Annotated in this window: 25 protein-coding genes; 18 read left to right on the top strand and 7 right to left on the bottom strand. The window is 70.4% G+C overall.

Annotated elements, in window-relative coordinates; genetic code table 11:
• Positions 1–2 precede the first annotated feature (2 nt).
• Positions 3–986 carry a zinc-dependent alcohol dehydrogenase family protein gene (locus tag IQ210_RS28105; RefSeq protein ID WP_194081948.1) on the bottom strand — a complete coding sequence of 328 codons (984 nt, stop codon included), beginning with the start codon at positions 984–986 and terminating at the stop codon, positions 3–5.
• Positions 987–1,073: 87 nt separating this feature from the next.
• Between IQ210_RS28105 and IQ210_RS28100 the strand changes: the two genes are divergently transcribed.
• The 4 genes from IQ210_RS28100 to IQ210_RS28085 all read left to right on the top strand — a co-directional run bounded on the left by IQ210_RS28100 (position 1,074) and on the right by IQ210_RS28085 (position 3,592).
• On the top strand, positions 1,074–1,445 hold the full coding sequence (locus IQ210_RS28100; protein ID WP_194081947.1) for a winged helix-turn-helix transcriptional regulator: 372 nt from the start codon (positions 1,074–1,076) through the stop codon (positions 1,443–1,445).
• Between the two features lie 94 nt (positions 1,446–1,539).
• Positions 1,540–1,953: a cytidine/deoxycytidylate deaminase family protein gene (locus IQ210_RS28095; protein ID WP_194081946.1), complete on the top strand. Its 414-nt coding sequence runs from the start codon at positions 1,540–1,542 to the stop codon at positions 1,951–1,953.
• A 167-nt stretch (positions 1,954–2,120) separates the two neighbouring features.
• Positions 2,121–2,684 (top strand): hypothetical protein, encoded by a 564-nt coding sequence (locus tag IQ210_RS28090; protein WP_194081945.1) that lies wholly within the window; start codon positions 2,121–2,123, stop codon positions 2,682–2,684.
• A gap of 419 nt (positions 2,685–3,103) precedes the next feature.
• Positions 3,104–3,592 (top strand): serine-threonine protein kinase, encoded by a 489-nt coding sequence (locus IQ210_RS28085; RefSeq protein WP_194081944.1) that lies wholly within the window; start codon positions 3,104–3,106, stop codon positions 3,590–3,592.
• Positions 3,593–3,678: 86 nt separating this feature from the next.
• Here the strand turns inward: IQ210_RS28085 and IQ210_RS28080 are convergent, their stop codons facing one another.
• Positions 3,679–4,176 carry a quercetin 2,3-dioxygenase gene (locus IQ210_RS28080; RefSeq protein WP_194081943.1) on the bottom strand — a complete coding sequence of 166 codons (498 nt, stop codon included), beginning with the start codon at positions 4,174–4,176 and terminating at the stop codon, positions 3,679–3,681.
• A gap of 70 nt (positions 4,177–4,246) precedes the next feature.
• Between IQ210_RS28080 and IQ210_RS28075 the strand changes: the two genes are divergently transcribed.
• Entirely contained in the window at positions 4,247–4,936 is a 690-nt protein-coding gene (locus IQ210_RS28075) for a TetR/AcrR family transcriptional regulator (protein ID WP_194081942.1), read from the top strand.
• Positions 4,937–4,939: 3 nt separating this feature from the next.
• Here the strand turns inward: IQ210_RS28075 and IQ210_RS28070 are convergent, their stop codons facing one another.
• Entirely contained in the window at positions 4,940–5,551 is a 612-nt protein-coding gene (locus IQ210_RS28070; RefSeq protein WP_194081941.1) for an NUDIX hydrolase, read from the bottom strand.
• A gap of 103 nt (positions 5,552–5,654) precedes the next feature.
• Between IQ210_RS28070 and IQ210_RS28065 the strand changes: the two genes are divergently transcribed.
• On the top strand, positions 5,655–6,743 hold the full coding sequence (locus tag IQ210_RS28065; protein ID WP_194081940.1) for a DUF4037 domain-containing protein: 1,089 nt from the start codon (positions 5,655–5,657) through the stop codon (positions 6,741–6,743).
• A 20-nt stretch (positions 6,744–6,763) separates the two neighbouring features.
• On the opposite strand, the gene IQ210_RS28060 is transcribed toward IQ210_RS28065, so the two are convergent.
• A complete protein-coding gene (locus IQ210_RS28060; protein ID WP_194081939.1) occupies positions 6,764–7,258 on the bottom strand; it encodes an AAA family ATPase in 495 nt (164 codons plus the stop codon).
• A 122-nt stretch (positions 7,259–7,380) separates the two neighbouring features.
• On the opposite strand from IQ210_RS28060, the gene IQ210_RS28055 reads away from it, so the two are divergent.
• Positions 7,381–8,004 (top strand): histidine phosphatase family protein, encoded by a 624-nt coding sequence (locus IQ210_RS28055; protein WP_194081938.1) that lies wholly within the window; start codon positions 7,381–7,383, stop codon positions 8,002–8,004.
• 241 nt (positions 8,005–8,245) lie between these two features.
• Positions 8,246–8,449, top strand: a complete 204-nt coding sequence (locus IQ210_RS28050; protein WP_059190954.1) for a cold-shock protein — start codon at positions 8,246–8,248, stop codon at positions 8,447–8,449.
• Positions 8,450–8,573: 124 nt separating this feature from the next.
• On the opposite strand, the gene IQ210_RS28045 is transcribed toward IQ210_RS28050, so the two are convergent.
• The 3 genes from IQ210_RS28045 to IQ210_RS28035 form a co-directional block, all read right to left on the bottom strand.
• Entirely contained in the window at positions 8,574–9,392 is an 819-nt protein-coding gene (locus IQ210_RS28045; protein WP_194081937.1) for a hypothetical protein, read from the bottom strand.
• Between the two features lie 148 nt (positions 9,393–9,540).
• A complete protein-coding gene (locus IQ210_RS28040; RefSeq protein ID WP_194081936.1) occupies positions 9,541–9,927 on the bottom strand; it encodes a YrdB family protein in 387 nt (128 codons plus the stop codon).
• An 86-nt stretch (positions 9,928–10,013) separates the two neighbouring features.
• Positions 10,014–10,865, bottom strand: coding sequence for a methyltransferase domain-containing protein (locus IQ210_RS28035; RefSeq protein WP_194081935.1), 852 nt, complete (start codon positions 10,863–10,865; stop codon positions 10,014–10,016).
• 295 nt (positions 10,866–11,160) lie between these two features.
• On the opposite strand from IQ210_RS28035, the gene IQ210_RS28030 reads away from it, so the two are divergent.
• The 10 genes from IQ210_RS28030 to IQ210_RS27985 all read left to right on the top strand — a co-directional run bounded on the left by IQ210_RS28030 (position 11,161) and on the right by IQ210_RS27985 (position 23,287).
• Positions 11,161–11,550, top strand: a complete 390-nt coding sequence (locus IQ210_RS28030; RefSeq protein ID WP_194081934.1) for a VOC family protein — start codon at positions 11,161–11,163, stop codon at positions 11,548–11,550.
• A gap of 157 nt (positions 11,551–11,707) precedes the next feature.
• Positions 11,708–12,379, top strand: coding sequence for a DUF1707 SHOCT-like domain-containing protein (locus IQ210_RS28025; RefSeq protein ID WP_194081933.1), 672 nt, complete (start codon positions 11,708–11,710; stop codon positions 12,377–12,379).
• A 267-nt stretch (positions 12,380–12,646) separates the two neighbouring features.
• Entirely contained in the window at positions 12,647–13,828 is a 1,182-nt protein-coding gene (locus IQ210_RS28020; protein WP_194081932.1) for an ROK family transcriptional regulator, read from the top strand.
• Positions 13,829–14,180: 352 nt separating this feature from the next.
• Positions 14,181–15,704, top strand: a complete 1,524-nt coding sequence (locus tag IQ210_RS28015; RefSeq protein WP_194081931.1) for a sugar ABC transporter ATP-binding protein — start codon at positions 14,181–14,183, stop codon at positions 15,702–15,704.
• Positions 15,701–16,729 (top strand): ABC transporter permease, encoded by a 1,029-nt coding sequence (locus IQ210_RS28010; RefSeq protein WP_194081930.1) that lies wholly within the window; start codon positions 15,701–15,703, stop codon positions 16,727–16,729. Before IQ210_RS28015 ends, IQ210_RS28010 begins: the two co-directional genes overlap by 4 nt.
• Before the next feature lie 215 nt (positions 16,730–16,944).
• A complete protein-coding gene (locus IQ210_RS28005; RefSeq protein ID WP_194081929.1) occupies positions 16,945–17,991 on the top strand; it encodes a substrate-binding domain-containing protein in 1,047 nt (348 codons plus the stop codon).
• A 70-nt stretch (positions 17,992–18,061) separates the two neighbouring features.
• Positions 18,062–19,276, top strand: a complete 1,215-nt coding sequence (locus IQ210_RS28000) for a Gfo/Idh/MocA family protein (RefSeq protein WP_194081928.1) — start codon at positions 18,062–18,064, stop codon at positions 19,274–19,276.
• 31 nt (positions 19,277–19,307) lie between these two features.
• Entirely contained in the window at positions 19,308–20,315 is a 1,008-nt protein-coding gene (locus IQ210_RS27995; protein WP_194081927.1) for a sugar phosphate isomerase/epimerase family protein, read from the top strand.
• A gap of 430 nt (positions 20,316–20,745) precedes the next feature.
• Positions 20,746–21,909 (top strand): inositol-3-phosphate synthase, encoded by a 1,164-nt coding sequence (locus IQ210_RS27990; RefSeq protein ID WP_194081926.1) that lies wholly within the window; start codon positions 20,746–20,748, stop codon positions 21,907–21,909.
• Positions 21,910–22,123: 214 nt separating this feature from the next.
• A complete protein-coding gene (locus IQ210_RS27985) occupies positions 22,124–23,287 on the top strand; it encodes a sugar phosphate isomerase/epimerase family protein (protein WP_194081925.1) in 1,164 nt (387 codons plus the stop codon).
• The last annotated feature ends 22 nt before the right edge of the window (positions 23,288–23,309 follow it).

The raw sequence follows: 23,309 nt of genomic DNA, 5'->3' as shown, positions 1-23,309 counted from the left end.
CCCTAGACCGTGACGACGATCTTCTTCCCGCCGTGGAGACCCGTCTCGAGACGGCGGTGTGCGGCCACGACGTCGTCGAGGGTGAACACTTCGTCGACGGCGGGCCGCAGCGCACCGAGGCGCACGCCGGCGTTCAGGAAGGCCGCCATGCGTTTCACGACGACGGCGTCGAGGGTGTGCTCGAAGCTCCGGTAACTGAAGATCCTCAGCGGTGTGCCGGCCGGGAACGGGGTGGGCCGAGGGTCCAGGAAGCCCGCGGCGACCAGCGTTCCGCCGGGGCGGGCCGCCTTGAGGAGCTCCTGCTGGCCGGGGCCCATGACCACGTCGAGGACGATGTCGGCGCCGGCCCCGCCGGTGTGGCGGCGGACGGCGTCGACGACGTCCTCGTGGTCGGTGGCGATGACCGCGGCGGCACCGGCGGCGAGGAGTTCACCCTTGCGTGCGGTGTGCCGGGTGAGGGCGAGGGGAACGGCGCCGATCTGGTGCGCGATCTGCATCGCCGCCCGGCCGACGCCGCCGGACGCGGCGGTGATGAGGACGTGGTCGCCGGGTCGTATGCCCGCCTTCTCGACGAGCGCGCCGTAGGCGGTGGAGTACCCGACCCAGACGGCCGCCGCCTCCGTGACGCCGAGCCCGGCCGGACGGGGGAGGACCTGGCTCGCGGGAAGCGTGGTGTACTCGGCGTAACTGCCCCGCGCGCTCGCGTCCGGGACCGCCGCGAGGATGACGGGATCGCCGATCTTCAGCCCGGTGGTGTCGGGGCCCAACGCGTCGACGACGCCGGTTCCTTCGACGCCGAGACGGGCGTGGGGCAGGGGGACGGTGGCGGGCGAGGTGCCGGAACGCACCATCTGGTCGAGCGGGTTGACGGCGAACGCCTCGATCCTGACCCGCACCTCACCGGCGGCGGGCTCGACGACCGGCTCCTCGACGACGTGCATGACCTCCGGACCGCCGAACTCGTCGAACACGACGACTCGTTGCATGGTGAATCCTCCGCAGCTGGCGCTGATTTCGTTGCTCGCGGAAGACGTTACGAAGCCGTCGGTTACCTCCTGGTACCTTCGATCCCCATGCAGAACGTGGCCGGTCCCGCCTTCCTCGCCGACTGCCCCACGCGCCTCGCGGTCGAGATCCTCTCCGACAAATGGGCCGTGCTCGTGATCTACGGGCTCAGCCGTCAGCCCCGCCGGCACGGCGAACTCGTCGACCTCATCGGCGGCATCTCCCGCAAGGTCCTCACCCAGACACTGCGCCGACTCCAGCGATACGGCCTGGTCGAACGCCACGCCGAAGCACCGCGGCGCGTCGAGTACCGCCTCACCGACCTCGGCCAGACCCTCGTCGAGCCCATCGAGGTCCTGACGAACTGGGCGAGGGACCACGGCGAGGCCATCACCACCTTCCAGGAGACGGCCGAAGCCGCTGCCGAGGCAGAGGAGTGAACCCGTCTGACGGAACGGCGCACCGCTGATATTCGCTTGCGCACCGCCGTCACCTGCGCGAACGTCGCGTGACACCTGGACGAAGGCAGAGAAGATGACCACGCAGACCCACCCCGTCGACCACGAACTCATCGAGGCCGCAGCGCACATCGCGCGCACGCGCTGCCGGGGCGACAACCACACCATGGCAGCCGCGGCCCGCGCCGCGGACGGCCGGATCGTCACCGCGGTCAACGCCTACCACTTCACCGGCGGACCCTGCGCCGAACTGGTCGTCATCGGTACGGCGGCCGCCCAGGGCGCCTACGACCTGGACACGATCGTCGCCGTGGGCGACCGGGACCGCGGAGTCGTTCCCCCCTGCGGCCGCTGTCGCCAGGTCCTCTTCGACTACTTCCCCGCGCTCAAGGTCATCGTCGGCAAGGGCGACCACCTCCGAGCCGTCCCGGTCGCCGACCTGCTGCCGGAAACCTACGTCTGGTCCGACCACCAGCTCGACGCCGAGTAACCACGGCACCCGCCTGCACAGCCACGTCTACGCCCAACAGGACCTTCTCCTCCGGGATTTGGCTGCTCCGGGGCCCTCAGCTTTGCTGAACTGGCCGCGCTCCAGCCCCTGGCTCCGTAGGCTTGGTGGTGATATCAGTGAAGGCTTCCTGCTTGGGCTGGGGCACCGTGAACACTGCGACACTGCTGCTGCTCGGCGCCGCAGGCGGAGCGGTACGCGGGATCATGCACGCCTACACCTGCATGAACGAATGGCTGAGTGGACGTCAGCAGTACCGGCATACCGCCGATCCCGGCGCCGAGGGTCCGCCTTCGTTCGGGTCGTTCTACGACGTCGGGGGCGAAACCATCGCCGCCGTGGCCCATATCGTCCTGGGGGCTCTGGTGGCCGGACTGCTGGGAACGTCGGGGCAGGTCAGCGGAGGCTTCGCGGTGTTCGCCGCCGGAGCGTCGGCACCCCTGATCCTGGTGCAGCTCAAGAGCTCCCGTCTGGCTGAGGCGATTCTCGGGGAAGGCGCTGTCACCACAGCCGCCGACGCCCCGCAGTCGGCGGCCGCAGCCGAGAACGGTTTCGGGACGGTTGTGGACGGACGTCAGGAGACCGTTTCGACGCAGCGCCGCGGCGTCGGCTCGCCCGAACCGCCTTCGACGAGTCGGTCGTCCTCTTCGGATTCCTCTTCCTCTCAGCCAGGGCGATTACACAGGCCGGCCATCGATCAGGACGGTCTCTGATGAGTCGACCCGGCCTGCTGCGGCGCGCCGCCGCTGCCACTCTCGGCGCCACCGGCCGTCGCACGCAGGCTGCCGCCTATACGGCCCCCGTAGAGCTCGGACTTGTACGCCGGGCCGCAGCCGCTGCCCTGGGCGTGCGCTCCTACCGACTGGTCGACGCCCCCTCCTCGGCGACGCGGGTGTGGGAAGTTCGGCGTTCAGTCGACGCCACCGCACGCCGGTCCGCCCTCGCGGCGCCCTCACCCGAGGCCGCCACAGCCTTGGACCCTCGCCCTCCAGTCCACGACGTCCCCCGACCCGACCCGTCGGCCTGGCTCACCGTCGTCCTCGACCCCGCAGCGCCCGTGATGATCGGACCGAGCGGCACCCCTTCGTCGCCGCGCAAGCGCGGGCCTCGCCATACTCTCGCGCTGGCCGCGATGGCAGCCGTCCTGGCCATCGCCTTCACCGCGTTCGGTTACCAGCTCCGCCCCTTGATCCACCAGCAACCACCAGCACACTCCGTGGGAGGCGACGACCCGACTCCCTCTTCCTCACCCAGCTCCTCCGCCGTGGTGAAAGGCGATGTGCCCGAGGCCTTCCTCGGCAGCTGGAGCACCGTCATCTCCAACACCGAGGGAAACCACACCCGTTCACTTGTCGTGCAGCAAGGGCACATTGGTGACGACGTGTTGATCCTTGTCGCTGACGGCCCCAGCGGCAGCGGCAATTATCACTGCGTGTTCACTGCGCCCTTGACCGCCGTGTCAGACGGCGGTGACCGTCTGAAGCTCGGTCCGAGCACCCTGACTTCCGGTGTTCCGCCCTCTTCTTGCGTGGCGGGAAGCACCTCGACTCTCACCCTTGGAAGCGGCGACACCCTGCGCCGTGTCTCCGAGAACGGAGAAACTCTCACCTACGCCCGGTAGCCCGCCCTCCGAAGTTCTTGCTTCTGACCGAACCAGTTCGTGGCCGCACCTGTGGACCGCGAACTGCTCAGGCGGGCTCGATGAGGCTATGCGTCCGGGTGGCTGCCCGGCGGCGTGCCGAGGAGCTCGATGTGGTGGCGGGCCGCGGCGTGGCCGAGGGTCGCGGGGTCGAGTGGGGTCGGGTCGGGGAGCCGGCGTTCGCGGGCCGGGGCGCCGACTTCCGCGGCGAAGTCCTCGAAGCCGGACGGTGTGGTGATCTGAAGGCAGCGCAGGGGTTCCGCGGAGCCGACGACGAAGGTGTGGGGCAGCCCCATCGGCAGGAGGACGAAGTCCCCCGGGGTAGCGACGAGTTCCTGACCGTCGCACAGGAAGCGGGCGGTGCCCGACAGGACGTAGAACATCTCGTCCTCTTCCAGGTGGCGGTGCAGGGGTGGAGCGAAGCCGGCCGGGTTGAGGAACTCCGCCACGGTGAGGTGGCCGCGCGTCTGCGCTCCCGTGGCCTTGACGGTGACGAGGTTGCCGAGAAACCACAGGGCCTCGCCCTCGGTGTTCGCGAGGACGTAGGGGCGGTTGATGGAAGGCATGGCTGCCTCCAAGCTGGACAGCAGTTGGATAGACCAACGTCTAGTGAATATGACGCTAGTATGTCGGTTTATGGGCGTCAAGAGGAGTGCGGAAGGCGGCGGGCGGCGCCGGTACGACTCACCGCTGCGCGACCAGCGCGCCCGGCAGACCCGGCAGGCGATCGTCACGGCGGCGAGCAGGCTCTTCGTCGCCCGTGGTTACGCGGCCACCTCCTTCGCCGACATCGCCACGGACGCGGCGGTGGCGCGGCCGACCGTCTTCGCCGCCTTCGGCTCCAAGGCCGCGTTGCTGCGCGAGGTCGTGGACCAGGCACTGGCGGGCGACGACGAACCGGTGCCGGTGGCCGAGCGTCCCTGGTTCCGGCCGGTGTGGGAGGGGCGGACGCCGTATGCGGTCCTCGAGGCCTATGCCGAGGTCTGCCGTGTCATCGGCGGGCGTGCCGCAGAGGTCTTCGAGGTGGTCCGGCGGGCAGCCGACGAAGGTCCCGAGCCGGCCGACCTGTGGGAGACGATGCAGCGCAACCGGCGCGCCGGCGCCACGATGGTGATCGACCACATCGAGGCGCTCGCATCCGCGCCGCCCGGAATCGATCACGAGCGCGCCGTGGACGTCGTATGGATGTTCAACGATCCTTCCCATTACCGGGCGCTGGTACGAGGGTGTGGCTGGAGCGAGCACGAGTACACCGCCTGGATCGCCGATCAGATGCACCACGGCCTCGGTTTCGACGGCGACAGGCCCGCGCCCGGCACTGCGTGACGGTCAGAGCAGTGGTGCCCGGGCGCGTCGCAGCTTGTGGGTGAAGCGATGCATGTGGGGGTCAAGCTGCTCCACCGGCACCTCCAGCACCTGCTCGTCGGTCAGCCAGCGGATCGCCTCGAACTCGCCCTGGTCGTAAGAGGTGATGGTGTCGGCGGCGGCGCTGAGGACGTACCAGAGCGAGACGTCGGTGTGGGCGCCCTGGCCCCGGGTCCGGGTGACGGTGAGGAAGAGGGGGTGTTCGCCGGTGATCGGCGAGGCCTTGGCCGCGATGCCCAGCTCCTCGCGGCACTCTCGGACCACCGTGACCCATGGGTCCTCACCCGGCTCGACGTGCCCGCCGGCCGGCAGCCACAGGCCCGCCTTGCGATGCGCGACGAGCAACTGCTGCCCGCGTTCGTCATCGAGGACGACGAAGTAGCTCACCAGGTGCATCGCGGGAACGTCCGGCTTGCGCACGCGGTAGAGCGGGGCTCCGCCGGAGATCCACTGGGTGGCGGTCTTGAGGTGGGCGCGCTCCAGGTCGTCCCAGGGGTCGATGGCGCCTACCAACTCCAGGAGGCGGGCGCGTGACGGTTCGTCATGGTGGGTGAGTGGGCGGCCGGTTGAGGTCATTCGCGCATCCTGGCAGGCGGGACTGACGCTCACCGCCGCGGGCCCGCCGGGTCCACGGAAAAGCCTTCGACCCACCGGGCGCTGATCCGGCAGGCTCTGCCTCATGACCATGCCGTCCTTCGTTCCTGGGCTGGAGCTCTGCCGTCGTTTCTACTTCGAGGCCGTGCGGCCGTTGCTGGACACGGCCGTTCCCGGGGTGGCGCACTCCGCCGCCCGGCTCGGCAGCGGGTCGGAAGTGCTCGGATTCGACACCGACCGCTCCGCCGACCACGAGTGGGGACCCCGCCTGCAGGTCTTCCTGAGCCCGGAGGACGTCGACCGTCATGGCGTGAGGATCACGGCACTGCTGGGCGAACGCCTGCCGAAGACCTTCCTCGGATACCCGACCCACTTCGCGCCCACCGGTGAGGCAGGCATCCGGGTCATGCGGGCGACGGACGGACCGGTTCACCACCGGATCGAAGTCACCGACCCTGCCGTCTGGTTCACCCGGCAGCTCGGCTTCGACCCGCGCGAGGGTGTCGCCCTGGCCGACTGGCTGGCCACCCCCACGCAGCGCCTCGCCGAGGTCACGGCCGGTGCCGTCTTCCACGACGGACTCGGTCAACTCGCCCCGGCCCGCGCCCACCTCGACTGGTACCCCCACGACCTCTGGCTCCACCTCCTCGCCTGCCAGTGGCGGCGCGTCTCCCAGGAGGAAGCCTTCGTCGGGCGCTGCGGCGAGGTCGGCGACGAACTCGGCTCCGCCGTCGTCACCGCCCGTCTGGTGCGTGATCTGATGCGGCTCTGTCTGCTCATGGACCGCCGGTACCCGCCGTACAGCAAGTGGCTCGGCAGCGCCTTCGCGCGCACGCCCCAGGCGCCCGCGCTCACCCCGGTGCTCACCGCGGCCCTCGCCGCCACCGACTGGCGTACCCGTGAGCGCCACCTGGTACGTGCTTACGAGGCCGTCGCGGACGCACACAACCGGCTCGGCCTGACCGACGTCGTCGACCCCACCACTCGGCCGTACCACACCAGACCGTTCCAGGTGCTCCATGCCGAACGCTTCGCGACGGCGCTGACCGCTCGCATCACCGACGCGGGCATCCGTGCCCTGCCCGCGATCGGCGCCATCGACCAGTTCGCCGACAGCACCGACGTCCTCAGCCGTCCGGAACTGACCCGTGCCCTCACCTTCGCGGCGGAGTAGAACGCGGCTGCCGGATCGGGTCATCCACGGCGGCCCGGAGGGGGGTCGTCGAAGAGGCGGAGCTCATCATCGCCGGGCGCCTGGAAGAGCTTCACGTACTGCTCCAGCAGCTCGTGGCTGATCGGGACGGTCCCGAGCTCCTCCTTCCGGTTGCGGGCTTCGAGACGGCGGTGCAGCTCGTCGACCGGCACGGCGAGGTAGTGCAGCTCGACGCGGACGCCGAGTGCGCGCGCCGCCACCCGCTTCTCGTCCCGCTCAGCACGTCCCCAGAACCCGAACTCCAGGATCACCGTCTGTCCGAGCCTCAGCAGGTCCTGGGTGTGCTGCCAGAACCGCCTCTCAAGGCGGTCGCGCATGGGTTCGTCGAACAGGTCGGCACCGAGGTCGGCCAGCCATTCGTCCGGGCACAGACGTACCGACGGAATCTCTTCGGCCAGCCGCCTGGCCAGCGTCGTCTTCCCGGAACCGGGAAGCCCGCACAGCAGGATCAGCCGGGGCTCGGGACGCGTATCCATCAGGCCTCCCCGAAGCAGCACACCAAGGTCACTCCGGCATGCTCGCGCAAATGTGCCGTGCGTGTGAAACGGATTCCGTGCGGGCGGGAACCGAGGGCTTGCGGGGTGGCGTCCACCTCGGCATGCAAGATCGATACCTGTATCTCGCGCGGCATGGTGAGGCCACACCCGACGAGAACGAGCTGACGTCGGCGGGGCGACGGCAGGCCGAGCTGCTGGGCAAGCGCCTGCACGGCGTACCGCTGACCGCCGTACACCACGGTCCGTTGCCCCGTGCGGCGCAGACGGCACGGCTGGTGGGGGAGCAGGTGGGTGCGGTGCCGCTGCGGGAGTCCCGGGCGGCCGGCGACTATGTGCCGTACGTCCCCGAGCGGGATGAGCTTCCCTCGGAGTTCGCGAACGCGATCGTGGCGCGCTTCGCGTCGGTGACGGCCGAGGAACGGGCGAGCGGTGCGGAGCTCGCCCGCCAGGCGCTCAGGGACTTCACCGGGCCGGTCGATGAGGGGGACGCGCCTCGGCACGAGCTTGTCGTCACCCACGCGTTTCTCATCGCCTGGCTGGTGCGCGCCGCGATGGACGCCCCGGCCTGGCGCTGGACGGGACTGAACCACGGCAACGCCGCGCTCACCGTCATCCGTTACGCCCCGGACCGGCCCGCGAGTGTCCTGGTCCTCAACGACATGAGCCACCTCCCCGAGGACCTGCGCTGGACCGGGTTCCCGCGCCCGTTTCGCACGCCTTGCTGAGGCCGAAGCGGCAACTGCCGTATGAGCCAGCCGTGATGCCGCCGTAGCCCATTGGCGGGATTTCAAAGTTGTTGCTCTCTGGTGATGATCCGTTTCGCCGTGTAGCGTCACTCTCGGCTGTCGTGGTTCGCAGTACCTGCCCGCGCTTTGGCGTGGGCGTTTTGCTGTGCAGTGCTGGACCAGGACGATCACCTCCAGGGCCGCGCGGCGCGGTTCCTGACGTCTACGGAAAGGCATCAACATGGCCAGCGGAACCGTGAAGTGGTTCAACTCGGAGAAGGGGTTCGGCTTCATCGCCCAGGACGGCGGCGGTCCGGACGTCTTCGCGCACTACTCCAACATCAACGCCTCCGGCTTCCGTGAGCTGCAGGAGGGCCAGGCGGTCACGTTCGACATCACCCAGGGCCAGAAGGGCCCGCAGGCGGAGAACATCACCCCCGCCTGACCTCGGCCCGGTCGGGCAACGGGGACCGCGAGCGTAAATAGATGCGCCGCCGCGCAGTTTCGTATGCGCGGCGGCGCAGTCGTTCGGATCTTGTCGAATCAGTGCGCAGCGGGGGAGCGCTCGGTCAGGCGCGGCCGAACCAGCGGCGCTTGGCTCGCGGTTGCTGCGCCGAGCCGCTCGCCGGGGGCGTCGACGGGGCGTCGTACTCGCGCGAGATCACCTGGACCTGTCCCGACTCGGCGTCGTGGCGGACCGTGTCCAGGCCCTGGCGGTCCAGTTGGGCGATCGTGTCGGCGTGCGTGGTGGTGTGGAGGGCGAGCATGCCGACCTTCGGGTGCTCTGGGCCGAGGTGCACCTCTTCGCGCAGCAGCACCTGCATCAGCCGGTCGGCGGAGGCCGAGGGCAGTTCCTCGTCCACGGCGACATGCAGCAGCAGGTGTTCGTCGCCGCCGACCCGCCACCGGACCTGCGCCACCCACACCGAGCGGACGGCGGGAAACTCGCGGATCCGCCGGGCCAGTGCGTCACGCAGGGCGACCGCCACCGGGTCGGTGGACCAGCTGAGCTCCATCTCCGCACCGGGCCCGTGGGTCGCCCAGTCCCGCAGCACCTGCTCGGGAAAGACCGCCTGCCCGCTCCCGGAGCGCACCCCGAGCACCGCGACGCCGGTCTTCTCCAGGATGTCCCTCAGCCGCGCCGCGTCGCAGTGGACCATTCCGGCAGCCGTGGGCAGCAGTCGCGCGCCGAGCGCCGCGTCGGTGAAGCCGAGCAGGGTGGGCGGCTGGTCGTCGGCGGGCAGGAACACCACCGATCCGGTCTCGGTGACGGGGACGAACACCCCGCCCTCGAACAGCGCGGCGAGCACCGCCTCCGGCGCGGGCTCGTGCCCGTCCGAGCGACGGTCGAGCAGGTCGGCGAGACGTATGTTCGCATCCTCGATCACGTGTGCAGCGTAGTGTCCGACGCCGTCCGCAGACGCTCGATCCCGGTGTCGAGCACCCCCAACGGGCAGCGGCCGCCCTGGAGTTCGTAGCGATCGACCAGTCCCTGGATGGGGGCCACCGCTGTGGTGGTACGACGTGACGTCGGCGTCAGTGCCGGAACAGCCACGCGATCCGGTCGAAGGAAGCGGCGTGGTAGGCCACCAGCACGAGCGTGAGCACCAGGGCGGGGGCGTGGGCCCCCGCGGTGTATAGGGCTGCCGCGCCGCCGAAGAAGACGGCGAGTTCGAGCAGCAGGCGCAGGGGGCCGGCGGTCGCCACGACGGTGTTTCCGGAGCGGGACTCGTCGCCGGGGGTTGCGAAGACGCCCCAGGCGGCGGCGACCAGCAGTGGTACGGCCACCACCGTGACGTACCGCAGCCCCTGCGGGGAGACGTGCCAGGCCCAGTATCCGAAGCACACCAACGCGGTGACCTCCAGCACGAGCCGCAGCGCGAGCATCGCGGGGTGGTAGCCCAGTCCGGGACCGGAGGTCATCAGCGTCCTGCCTTTCGCCTCGTCCGACCGGACCGAGTCTTGTTGTGTCGTTCGCGGCCGTCAGCCTATCCGGGGAACGAGCATCGCTACCGCCGTTGATAGGCGGTGGCCAGCACCGAGACGGTGAGGCGGTCGGGCAGTAGGCCGACGTCGTCGAGATCCGCGTCGCTCACGTGCCACGCGCTCGGTGTCATCGCCACCAAGTCCCGGGCCGCCGTCCTGGTCAGGGGGAGGGGGTATTCCATCCGCTCGGTGTCGACGGCCTCGAAGCGGGGGGCCAGCGCCCGGTGCAGGCGCTGTTCCTTGCCGGGGTCGATCGTCACCATCCCCGGCAGCCGGCGGCGTAGTTCGGCCAGATGCCGTCCGGTGAGGCGCACCACGACCAGGCGGCCGGTCGGGCGCAGTACGCGGTGGAACTCGACCGGATTGCGCGGGGCGAACACGTTCAGGACGACGTCGGCCACTCCATCGGCCAACGGGAAGGGACGGAAGGCGTCCCAGGCCGCCGCGGCGGCTCGGTCATGGGCCCGGGCCGCCGAGCGCAGCGCGCGCACCGATGTGTCCAGCCCGAGTCCACGGGCGGTCGGCAGATGGTCGAGTACGCCGGCGAGGTAGTAGCCCGTGCCGCATCCGACGTCGAGGACCGTGCCCCGCTCCGGCGCGGCGCCGGCCGCCAGGCGAGCCACGGCCTGGCGGATGGGCTCGTAGGCGCCGGTGGCCAGGAAGCGGTCCCGGGCCTGGACCATGGCCGCGTCGTCGCCGCTGGTGGCACGCGTGCCGGTCAGCAGGCCCGCATAGCCGTGGCGGGCGATGTCGAAGGTGTGGCCCACCGGGCAGCGCAACGCGCCGTGGCTGGGGTGGAGTTGGCGCCCGCGGCAGGTCGGGCAGCGCAGCAGGTCGAGGGATCGTTCGAGGGCAGGGGGAAGCAACGCGGGCACGAGGCACTCCTGGCAGGGCTGAATGGGATGGGGCCGTGCCTGTACGCGCCCTCAACGGCGTCACTGCCAACGGGCAGCTTCGGGAACGTGGTTCACGCGGCAGGCACACCGAGCGGGGGCGATGCCGTCCGGCTTCGCCCTCAACGCCTTCCGATCACAGGAAGCAGCAGTGCGGAATGCTCATGAATGCCACACCGGGAGTCTACGGGCCGTCACGCGGCCGCCGAAAAGGGACCCACCTTCAGTGATCCCTTGGCCATACTCTGAGCCTCCGTCCGCACTACCGGGGAGCGTCATGACAAGTAGGTTCACCGAACTGGCCGTTGACTGCCACGACCCGGAGCGGCAGGCGGCCTTCTGGTGCGAGGTCCTGGACTTCAAGGTCATCGAACGGGGCGAGGGCAAGGTCGAGATCGGCTCCTGGGTGCCGACCGTCGAGGAGGTCCGGGCGCGCCAGATGCCGCCCACTGTGCTGTTCGTCCAGGTGCCGGAGGACAAGGCCGTGAAGAACCGGCTGCACCTCGACGTCAGTCCGATCGACCGCAGTACCGAGGACGAGGTGGCCCGACTGCTCGGCCTCGGCGCCACCAGGACGGACGTGGGCCAAGGCCCGGACCGGAGTTGGGTGGTCATGGCGGACCCGGAGGGCAACGAGTTCTGCGTCCTTCGCACTCTGGCGCCGTAGCCCCTCAGGCCGCCAGCACCCCCGTCAACAGGCGCCCGGGTCGCCGCCGTTGTCGTCGTACGCGGGCCTCGGCATGATGGATGCCGTATGCCGTGCATCGCCGCTGCCCGCGCTGCGCGGAGACGCGGAGACGTCGGACAGGAGCAGGGACGGAAGCATGTCGGGAGAGATGGCCCCCAACGGACAGCGCTCCGGCCCCGGTTCGTCGCCCGAGCTGCGAGCCTCTCATGCCGACCGGGACCGGGTGGTGGACGTACTGCGGATCGCCGCGGGGGACGGCCTGCTGACGGCCGACGAGTTGGACGAGCGGCTGGAAGTCGCCCTGTCGGCGCGGACGTTGAGCGAACTGGCGGGGCTCACCGCGGATCTGCCCGTCGCGTCGGCCCCGGCGGGCGGTGCCGCGGCCGGGGTCGTGGTACCCAAGGACGTCGTCCGGATCGAGCAGGTGTTCAGCGGGGCGGTCGAGCGGGCGGGACGGTGGGTGCTGCCGCGGCGGCTGGAGCTCGCTGTGAGCTGGTGCGACGTCACCCTCGACTTCACCGAGGCCGTGATCACACAGGGCACCCTGCACGTCGACGTCGCCATGACGGGGAAGACCCTGACGCTGGTCACGGGGCCGGGCGTCGAGATCGACACCGACGGGCTGACCCTGATCCACTGCAAGCTCAAACACCGCCCCATGCAGACGCCGCCGCACGGCACACCGGTCCGGCTGCGTGTGGAGCTGGTCGGGCAGAAGGCCCACGGCAGGGTGGTGGTGCGGCCTCCGCGTCGGGGGTTCTGGCGGTGGCTGCTGCGCAGGCCCACCTCCCGGCCGGCGGGGGACTGACTGCCCCGCGCTGCCTCTGCTACGACACCTGAGACCAGGGCCGTCGTCCCCTTCCGCAGGGGGCGGCGGCTTTCTGTGTCCCCTCGATGTGGCCCGTCGCCCCGACTTTGTCCTGAGTGTGGAAAAAGATGGCCCCTACTCGTGCGTAAGTACTTCCCAGTCTGGAAAATGGTTGTTACGTTCCTCTCCGACAGCCTGGTGGCGCGGTCAGTGGAGACGGCGCCGGGTTCCCGGCCGTGGGTGAGGAGAGGAGGGACCGTGCGACGGATGACTGCTCGGCCTGAGAACGCACATCAGGCGCGGCTGCTTCGTCTGCTGCGTGACAACGGGTCCAACTCCCGCGCCCAGCTGGGCGACCTGGTGGATCTGTCCCGTTCGAAGCTGGCCGTGGAGGTGGACCGGCTGCTGGAGACCGGACTGGTGGTCGCGGACGGGCTGGCCCCGTCCCGCGGCGGCCGGCGGTCGCACAACATCCGGCTCGCGCCGACACTGCGCTTCCTCGGTGTCGACATCGGCGCCACATCGATCGATGTCGCCGTGACCAACGCGGAACTGGAGGTCCTGGGGCATCTGAACCAGCCCATGGACGTCCGTGAAGGTCCGGTCGCGGTGTTCGAGCAAGTCCTGTCCATGGCAGCGAAGTTGAAGGCGGCGGGGCTCGCGGAGGGTTTCGACGGCGCCGGTATCGGTGTTCCGGGGCCGGTCCGGTTTCCCGAGGGTGTGCCGGTGGCGCCGCCGATCATGCCGGGCTGGGACGGTTTCCCGGTGCGGGAGGCGCTCAGCCAGGAACTCGGCTGTCCGGTGATGGTCGACAACGACGTGAACCTGATGGCGATGGGGGAGCAGCACGCGGGTGTCGCCCGTTCCGTGGGCGACTTCCTCTGCGTCAAGATCGGTACCGGTATCGGTTGCGGGATCGTCGTGGGCGGGGACGTCCACCGGGGTGTCACCGGCAGCGCGGGGGACATCGGACACATTCAGGCGGTGCCCGACGGGCGGCCCTGTGCCTGCGGCAACCGGGGCTGCCTGGAAGCCCACTTCAGCGGCGCCGCACTGGCCGAGGACGCGGAACAGGCCGCCCGCGAGGGCCGGTCGGCGTACCTCGCCACCCGGCTGGAGACAGCGGGAAGCCTGACCGCCGCAGATGTGTCGGCCGCCGCCGCGGCGGGGGACACGGTGGCTCTGGAACTCATCCGGGAGGGCGGCAAACGTCTGGGACAGGTCGTCGCCGGACTCGTCAGTTTCTTCAACCCCGGCCTGGTGGTCATCGGCGGAGGTGTGACCGGGCTCGGTCACACGTTGCTGGCCAGTGTCCGGACCCAGGTGTACCGGCAGTCCCTGCCGCTGGCCACGGGCAACCTGCCCATCGTACTGGGGGAGTTGGGGCCGGTGGCCGGAGCCATCGGTGCGGCCCGCCTCATCAGTGACCACGTCTTCTCGCCGGCCTGACCGGCGCACGTAGCACCACACGTGTGACATCACATCGATCAAGTGTCATCGCAAACCTGCCGGTGACACCGCACACCCCAGGGTGCCTCGGCAATCCCGAGACACCCTGACAACGGCCTCACGGCCACCACCGCACCGTCCACGGCACCGCTGTGACCATCGCGCGTCGCGCCGGTCGACCGTCCCGCCCTGCTCGCACGGCCATCAGGCCTGCCCTGTCCTGCTCGCACGGCCGCCAGGCCTGCCCCGCTCTGCTCGCACGCCCGTCAAGGCCTGCCCCGCCCTGCTCGGCTCCTCCACGCCCAGCCCAGCCCTGCCCACTCACGGCCCGCATCCGCCGAGGGGATTCCTCATGGCACCACAACCACCCCTGCTCACCATGTCCGGCATCACCAAGTCCTTCCCGGGCGTCCGCGCCCTGGACGGTGTGGACCTCGAAGTCGAGGCCGGTGAAGTCCACTGCCTCCTCGGCCAGAACGGCGCCGGCAAGTCCACCCTGATCAAAGTGCTCGCCGGAGCCCACCAGCCCGACGACGGTGAGATCACCTGGCGGGGCGAGCCCGTCACCCTGGGGTCACCGATCGCCGCCATGCGCCTCGGCATCGCCACCATCTACCAGGAACTCGACCTGATCGAGGGCCTGTCCGTGGCCGAGAACGTCTTCCTCGGCCACGAACCCACCTCCGCCGGATTCGTCGTGCGCGGCGCTGCCGCCCGCACCGCGACCGCGCAGCTGCTGGAACGCCTCGGCCACTCGGAGATCGAACCCGCCCGGCTCGTCGGCGAGTTGTCCGCGGCCCAGCAGCAGATCGTCTCCATGGCCCGCGCGCTCTCCCACGAGGTGCGGCTGATCGTGATGGACGAGCCGTCGGCGGCGCTCGACCCCGAAGAGGTCGACAACCTCTTCAGGATCGTGGCCGATCTGACCGCCGAAGGCGTCGCCGTCATCTACATCTCGCACCGCCTGGAGGAGATCCGGCGCATCGGCGACCGGGTCACCGTCCTCAAGGAGGGCCGGTCGGTCGCGGGCGGCCTGCCCGCCGAGTCGACCCCGACCCGAGAGGTCGTGGCCCTGATGACCGGGCGGAACGTGGAGTACGTCTTCCCCGAACGCCCCACGGCCAGGTTCGCCGCGGAACGGGAGCCGGTGCTGAAGGTCGAAGGGCTCACCCGGCGAGGGGAGTTCGCACCCGTCGACCTGGAACTGCGGCCCGGGGAGATCGTCGGTCTGGCCGGACTCGTCGGGTCCGGGCGCAGCGAGATCCTGGAGACCGTCTACGGGGCCCGCAAACCCGACGCCGGCCGGGTGCTCGTCGACGGCAGCCCCCTGCGCCCCGGGAGCGTACGCGCCGCCGTGCGCGCCGGCATCGGCCTCGCGCCCGAGGAACGCAAGGCACAGGCCCTGCTGATGCTGGAGTCCGTCAGCAGCAACGTGTCGGTCTCCACCCTGTCCCGGTTCGCCCGCGCGGGCTGGATCGACCGGCGCGGCGAACGCGCCGCGACCCACCAGGCGGTCCGCGAACTGTCCCTGCGGCCGGACAACCCCGACACCGCGATCAGGACCCTGTCCGGCGGCAACCAGCAGAAGGCGGTGCTCGCCCGCTGGCTGCTGCGGGGCTGCAAGGTCCTGCTGCTGGACGAGCCGACCAGGGGCGTCGACATCGGCGCCCGGGCCGAGCTCTACGCCGTGATCCGCCGGCTGGCCGACGAGGGCCTGGCCGTACTTCTCGTGTCCAGCGAGGTGCCCGAGGTCCTGGGCCTCGCCGACCGGGTGCTCGTGCTCCGCGAAGGCAGCGTCGTCCGCACGGCGGACGCCCGGGAGCTCGACGAGCACCGCGTACTCGATCTTGTGATGGAAGGGAGCCCGACGTCATGACGCAGCCGGCCACCGCGGCGCCGAAGGACGCGCCGACGTCCGCCGCCGAATCCGCGGAGGAGAAGGGGAGTTCACGCCTGACCGCACTGCGGTGGGACGTGCGCACGCTGTCCCTGCTCGGAGTCCTCGCCGTCCTCGTCGCGGTCGGCGGGATCACCGCGCCGGACGAGTTCCTGGCGACCAGCAACCTCCAACTCGTCCTCACCCAGGCGTCCGTGATCGGTGTCGTCACCGTCGGCATGACGTTCGTCATCACCAGCGGCGGCATCGACCTGTCGGTCGGCGCGATGGTCGCGCTCGCCTCGGTGTGGGCGACGACCGTGGCCACCCAGGACTTCGGCTTCGCCGGCATCCTGTTCACCGCCGTCATCGTCGGTGTGGGCTGCGGACTGGTGAACGGCCTGCTGATCGCCTACGGCAGGATGGTCCCGTTCATCGCGACGCTGGCCATGCTCGCCTCCGCCCGGGGCCTGGCCCTGCAGATCACGGACGGCAGCACCCAGGTCGTGACCGTCCAGTCGGTGCTCGACCTCGGCGGCCGGGACTCCTACGTCCTCGGCATCCCGCCGCTCGTCCTGATCTTCGCCGCGGTCACCGTCATCGGCTGGCTGCTGCTCAACCGCACCACCTTCGGCCGGCGCACCGTCGCGGTCGGCGGCAACGCGGAGGCGGCACGTCTGGCCGGCATCGACGTCCGCCGCCAACGGCTGTACCTGTACCTGCTGTCCGGACTGTGCTGCGGCATCGCCGCGTTCATGCTGATCGTGCTCGCAGGTTCGGGCCAGAACACCAATGGCAACCTCTACGAGCTGGACGCCATCGCGGCGGCGATCATCGGCGGCACGCTGCTCAGCGGTGGCCGCGGCACCATCGTCGGCTCCGTCCTCGGCGTGCTGATCTTCACCACGATCACCAACATCTTCGCCCTGAACAACCTCGAGACCGCTGTCCAGCAGATCGCGAAGGGCGCCATCATCGTGGCCGCCGTCCTGGTCCAGCGCCGCTCACCGCACGGAGACGCCTGACGCCGCCGTGCCGTACGCCGCGCGGAGAGAGGCCTGAAGCCGCCCGCGCCGTACGCCGCACGGAGCCGCCTGACGCCGCCCGTGCCGCTCGCCGCACGCCGGCGCCCGGACGCCGCCCGTGCCGTACACCGCCGGACGGCGGCACCTGACACCGCCGTCCGGCCCCCCGCCACCCCGTCCTGCCGCACACTGCCCAGTCGAAGGGTCGATCCACCATGGCAAGAACCCCCGCCACCAGCCGCAGAGCACTGCTGTTCGGCACCGCAGCCGTGTCCGCCGGAGCGCTGTTGACGGCCTGCACCAGCAACGAGACCAAGGACCAGGAACCGGCCGCGGACAACGCCCCCGTCGCCGACGACAAGCCTGGCAAGCAGGTCACCATCGGTTTCGCCGGCCCGCAGGCCGACCACGGCTGGCTGAACGCCATCAACGACAACGCCAAGTCGCGGGCGAAGAAGTACTCCGACGTCACCCTGGAGATCACCGAGGGCTCCAACGACACCGCCCAGCAGATCGGCCAGATCGAGACGCTGATCAACAAGAAGGTCGACGTCCTGGTGATCCTGCCGGCCGATGGCAAGGCCCTCACCCAGGTCGGTCTGAAGGCCATGCGTGCCGGGATACCCGTCATCAACCTCGACCGCATCTTCAACTCCCCGCAGGCGTACCGCTGCTGGATCGGCGGCGACAACTACGGCATGGGCCTCAACGCCGGGCACTACATCGGCGAGCAGCTCAAGGGCAAGAAGAACGCCAAGGTCGTCGAACTCGCCGGCCTCGACAACCTCGAACTGACCCAGCAGCGCACCAAGGGCTTCGACGACGCCCTGAAGAACTACCCGAACATCAAGAAGGTGGCCCGCCAGGCGGCCGACTTCACGGTCGAGTCCGGACAGGCCAAGATGGCCCAACTCCTCCAGGCCCAGTCGAACTTCGACGCGCTGTGGAACCACGACGACGACCAGGGCGTCGGCGCGCTGCGGGCCATCGACCAGGCCGGCCGCGACGACTTCCTGATGGTCGGCGGCGCGGGCGCCAAGTCCGCGATGGACGCCATCAAGGCCGGCAACAGCGTCCTCAAGGCGACCGTCCTGTACCCGCCCACGATGGCCGCCTCCGCGATCGACCTCGCCCGCGCCCTCGGCCAGAGCAAGGGCGTCAGCGGGCTCGCCGAGTTCGAGATCCCGTCCTCGCTGACGCTCTACTCGGCCGTGGTCACCAAGGACAACGTCGACCAGTACCTGCCGACCGGCTTCATCTGACCGGGCCGGGCCGCGAGCCCCGCGCGAGCACAGCGATGAGTCAGTGACACTCCGACGAGGAGGAATCCGTATGGAACAGAGGGACAACCGGACCGCACCGCCGACGCTCGGCGTGGGCATGGTCGGCTACGCGTTCATGGGCGCCGCCCATTCACAGGGATGGCGCACCGTTGGGCACGTGTTCGACCTGCCGCTGCGGCCGGTCCTGTCCGCGATCGCCGGCCGCGACGCGCACGCCGTGCGGGCGGCGGCCGACAAGCACGGCTGGGCCGCCGCGGAGACCGACTGGCGCGCCCTCATCGCCCGGGACGACGTGCAACTCGTCGACGTCTGCACACCGGGCGACAGCCACGCGGAGATCGCCATCGCGGCACTGGAGGCGGGCAAGCACGTCCTGTGCGAGAAGCCGCTGGCCAACTCGGTCGCCGAGGCGGAGGCCATGGTCGCCGCCGCCGAAGCGGCCCGCGCCCGTGGGCAGTTGGCCATGGTGGGCTTCAACTACCGGCGCGTGCCCGCCCTCACCTTCGCCCGCCGGCTCATCGCCGAGGGCAGGCTCGGCGCCCTGCGCCACCTGCGGGTCAGCTACCTCCAGGACTGGCTGGTCGACCCCGACTTCCCGCTCACCTGGCGGCTTCAGCGGGAGCATGCCGGGTCGGGGGCGCTCGGCGACCTGGGCGCGCACATCGTCGACCTCGCGCAGTATCTGACGGGTGAGGCGCTGGTCGGGGTCTCCGCCCAGGTGGAGACCTTCATCAAGGAACGGCCGCGGCTTGACGGCGCCTCCTCCGGCCTGACCGCTGCCGGCGGCTCTCGGCGCGGGCCGGTGACGGTGGACGACGCGGCCGTTTTCACCGGCCGGTTCTCCTCGGGGACGCTCGGCGTGTTCGAGGCCACCCGGATGGCGTCGGGCCGCAAGAACGCCCTGAGGCTGGAGGTGAACGGCGAACTCGGCTCGCTCGCCTTCGACTTGGAGCGGCTCAACGAACTGTCCTTCCACGACCACCAGGAGCCCGCCGCGACCGCGGGGTTCCGCAGGATCGTCGTCACCGAGCCCGACCACCCCTACCTGGAGGGCTGGTGGCCGCCGGGCCACGGCCTCGGCTACGAGCATTCCTTCGTCCACCAGGCCCGCGACCTCGTCGAGGCCATCGCGTCCGGCACCGATCCGATGCCGTCCTTCGCGGACGGGCTCCAGGTGCAGCGGGTGCTCGCCGCGGTGGAGGAGAGCGCCGAGAAGAACTCCGTCTACACCCTCGTCCAGGCCGTCGAGGCCGAAGTCCGATAGCAGCCCGCCAGGAACCCCGCACGGAGGCACCATGCCGCGCCAGTTCACGCTCTTCACCGGTCAGTGGGCGGACCTTCCCCTGGAGGAGGTCTGTCGGCTGGCTCGTGACTTCGGTTACGACGGTCTCGAACTCGCCTGCTGGGGCGATCATTTCGAGGTCGACAAGGCCCTCGCTGATCCCGGCTATGTGAAGTCGCGTCACCAACTCCTCGACAAGTACGGCTTGAAGTGCTGGGCGATCTCCAACCACCTGGTCGGGCAGGCGGTCTGCGACGCGATCATCGACGAACGCCATCAGGCGATCCTGCCCGGGGAGATCTGGGGTGACGGTGATGCGGAGGGGGTGCGGCAGCGGGCGGCGGCCCGGATCGCGGACACCGCGCGGGCGGCGGCCGCGTTCGGCGTCGACACGGTGATCGGCTTCACCGGCTCGGCGATCTGGCACTTGGTGGCGATGTTCCCGCCGGCGCCGGAGGCGATGATCGAGCGTGGCTACGAGGACTTCGCGGCCCGCTGGAACCCGATCCTGGACGTCTTCGACGCCGAGGGCGTGCGCTTCGCGCACGAGGTGCATCCCAGCGAGATCGCCTACGACTACTGGACCACCCAGCGCGCCCTGGAAGCCGTCGATCGCCGGCCGGCGTTCGGCCTGAACTTCGACCCCTCCCATTTCGTGTGGCAGGACCTGGACCCGGTCGGCTTCCTGTACGACTTCCGCGACCGGATCTACCACGTCGACTGCAAGGAGGCCCGCAAGCGCCTGGACGGCCGCAACGGACGCCTGGGCTCTCATCTGCCGTGGGGCGACCCGCGCCGCGGCTGGGACTTCGTCTCCGCCGGACACGGCGACGTGCCCTGGGAGGACGTCTTCAGGATGCTGCGCTCGATCGGCTACGAGGGGCCGGTCTCGGTGGAGTGGGAGGACGCCAGCATGGACCGCCTCCAGGGCGCTCCCGAGGCGCTGCGCAGTCTCAAGGCGTACGACTTCGAGCCCCCGACCACCTCCTTCGACGCCGCTTTCGCAGGTGGCGACAACTGACGGACGCTGAAGCGGGGTTGCCTCCCCCAACTCCGCTTTGTCCTCATCCTGGAAGAAGTTCGCTTTCTTCGTGCACAAGGGGTTCCCGCCACAGACGAACGGGGCTACGGTCCCTTTCGTGCACAGGAACCACACAGTGGTTCGACACTGACGGCGCCGACAGGTCGTACGGCCGAACCCCCGCCCCCCGAGACCGACTTACCGAGGACGTCCCGCACCGCGCAGGGCCAAGAGCCCCCAGGTATCCCGCACTTCACCCCCGCGGCCCTTCGCCGCTCACCCGCACGCCGTAACCGCGTCCACCCGGGAAGAGCCCTCCCGGACCGCGGCCAAAGCCGCCCATATGCCGGCGGTGGGCGGGAGGCCTCCGAGCCCCCACCCACCGTCCTCCACACCACCTCGGCACAGCGACATGGCAGGGAGGCAGTTCGTGAACAACGACGGGAACGCATCGCAGCCCCGGACCGGCGAGCGCACCGCGCGCACCGGCGTCTGGTTCGTCGGAGCCCGCGGATCGGTCGCCACCACCGCCGTCACCGGATGCGCGGCGGTCACCGCCCAACTGCACGCGCCGACCGGCATGGTCACCGAAACCCAGCCGTTCGACGGCACCGACCTGCCGGCCCTGTCCTCGCTCGTCTTCGGCGGCCACGACACCGCCCACTGCCCGCTGCCCAAGCGGGCCGAACAGCTCACCGAGGCAGGTGTCCTGCCGCACGGGCTCGCCCCCGCCGTACGCGCCGAACTCCGGGCCGCCGACGAGGAGATACGCATCGGCGGCCCTCTCCCGGACGACCCGCGCGGCGACGAGGAGCTCATCGCGGACTTCGCCGCCGACCTCACCGCGTTCCGCGAGCGCCACGCACTGGCCCGCGTGGTCGTGGTCAATGTCTCCTCCACGGAGCCCCTGCCCGCACCGGACGCCGTACGACTGCCGGCCAGCTCCCTCTACGCGGCCGCCGCCGTGCGAGCCGGCTGTCCCTACGTCAACTTCACGCCGTCCACCGGGCTGCGCACCCCGGCCCTGACCGAAGCCGCCGCGGCCGCCGGACTTCCCCACGCGGGCCGCGACGGCAAGACCGGCCAGACGCTGCTGCGGGCCGCGCTCGCCCCGATGTTCGTCCAACGCGCCCTGCACGTCAGGGCCTGGTCCGGCACCAACCTGCTGGGCGGCGGCGACGGGGCGGCGCTGGCCGACCCGGGCGCGGCCGCCGCGAAGAACGCCGGCAAGGAACGCGTCCTGGCCGACACCCTCGGGCACACCCCGCAGGGCGAGGTGCACATCGACGACGTACCCGTGCTCGGCGACTGGAAGACCGCCTGGGACCACGTCGCCTTCGAGGGCTTCCTCGGCTCGCGCATGATCCTGCAGACCATCTGGCAGGGCTGCGACTCGGCCCTGGCCGCACCGCTCGTGCTGGACCTGGCCCGCCTGGTCGCCCGCGCCCACGAGGCGGGCCTGTCCGGCCCGCTCCCGGAGCTGGGCTTCTACTTCAAGGACCCCGACGCGGGTCCGTCGGGCCTGACGGAGCAGTTCACCGCGCTGCTGTCGTTCGCCGACCGGCTGCGGAACGCATCCCCCTCGCCGTCGTAACACCTGATCTCTCATCTGTCAGCGGGCAGTCACGCCCGCCGCCCAACGAGCGACGCCATCGGTCGGCTCGTCATGAACCCCACCCCCCGCGCAGTGTCCGGCCGCGCAGCGGCCACCGCAGTGAAGTCCCGTTCTCCTGCGGTTCGTCGGCCTCCTTTCGGGGCGGCGTCCGTCAGGCACCCGCAGCATCGCGACAACGAAAGAGAGAACCACTGTGACCGCGTTCAACGACGAAGCCGTCACCGGCGACGCCCTGCGCCGCACGCTCGGCGTCAGCCGCCGCCGTTTCCTCAGCACCTGCACCGCCACCGCCGCCGTGGCGATCGCCGCCCCGGTCTTCGGCGCCTCACCAGCCCTCGCGCAGGACAGATCCGAAGCCGCCGCCGGTGACCGGGGACGTTCCGCTCTGGTGCCCCCGCACAAGCGCGGCATCATCCTCTACACCGTCCGGGACGCGATCGGCCGCGACCCGCTGGCCTCCGACCTGCCCTCCGGCTTCCGGGAGGTGTTCCGGCAGCTGTCCCGATTCGGCTACCGCCAGGTGGAGTTCGCCGGCTACGGCCAGCACGCCAACGCGCCCGGCGGCGCCGATCTGGGCACGGTGGCGGGCGCGAAGCTCATGCGCTCCTGGCTCGACGAGTACGGCCTGCGGGCGCAGGGCAGCCACGGCTACATCCCGCCGTCCTGGCCGCTGACCACGTCCGACCTCGACACCTTCAAGCGTTTCCTGGAGATCGCCAACATCCTCGGCATGGAGCACATGGGGACCGGCGCCGACCCCACCAACACCCGCTACCGCGCGGACTGGGACGTGGCCGCGGAGAAGTGGAACACCCTGGGCGCCATCGCCCGCGGCGAGGGCATCAAGCTCTACACCCACAACCACGACGCCGCCTACGACTTCCTGCTCGACGGCGGCCCGCTCGACGCCCAGGGCAAGCCGACCCGCAGCTCCGGCATCCGCAAGCTGGAGTACTTCCTGACGGTGACGGACCGCAAGAACGTGTACCTGGAGCTGGACGTGTTCTGGGCGCACGTGGCCCAGTACAAGTTCCACACGTACACCGCCCACGACGGCTCCCAGCGCGAGGACGTCTTCGACCCGGCCGCGCTCGTGGTCCGCAACACCAACCGCTTCCCGCTCTTCCACGCCAAGGACGGCGTCGTGAACCTCCAGAGCGGCCTGGGCTACGACATGGTGCCGTTCGGCACGGGCGACATCGACTACCGGAAGTTCTTCACCCGGGTGGGCGCGAAGAACTACCACAACCCGATGGTCGAGCAGGACAACGCACCGAGCACGACCGTGCCCAGCCAGTCCCTGGACTTCGCCAAGATCGGCTACGACAACCTCGCGGCCCTGCGCGCCTGCAACTGACGCCCTGTCACCCGCTGGTCAG

The sequence above is a fragment of the Streptomyces justiciae genome (assembly GCF_015163075.1).
GTDB classification, from domain to species: domain Bacteria; phylum Actinomycetota; class Actinomycetes; order Streptomycetales; family Streptomycetaceae; genus Streptomyces; species Streptomyces justiciae.
The sequence above is the reverse complement of the archived record's forward strand: the minus strand, read 5'-3'. Positions and strand labels throughout refer to the sequence as shown.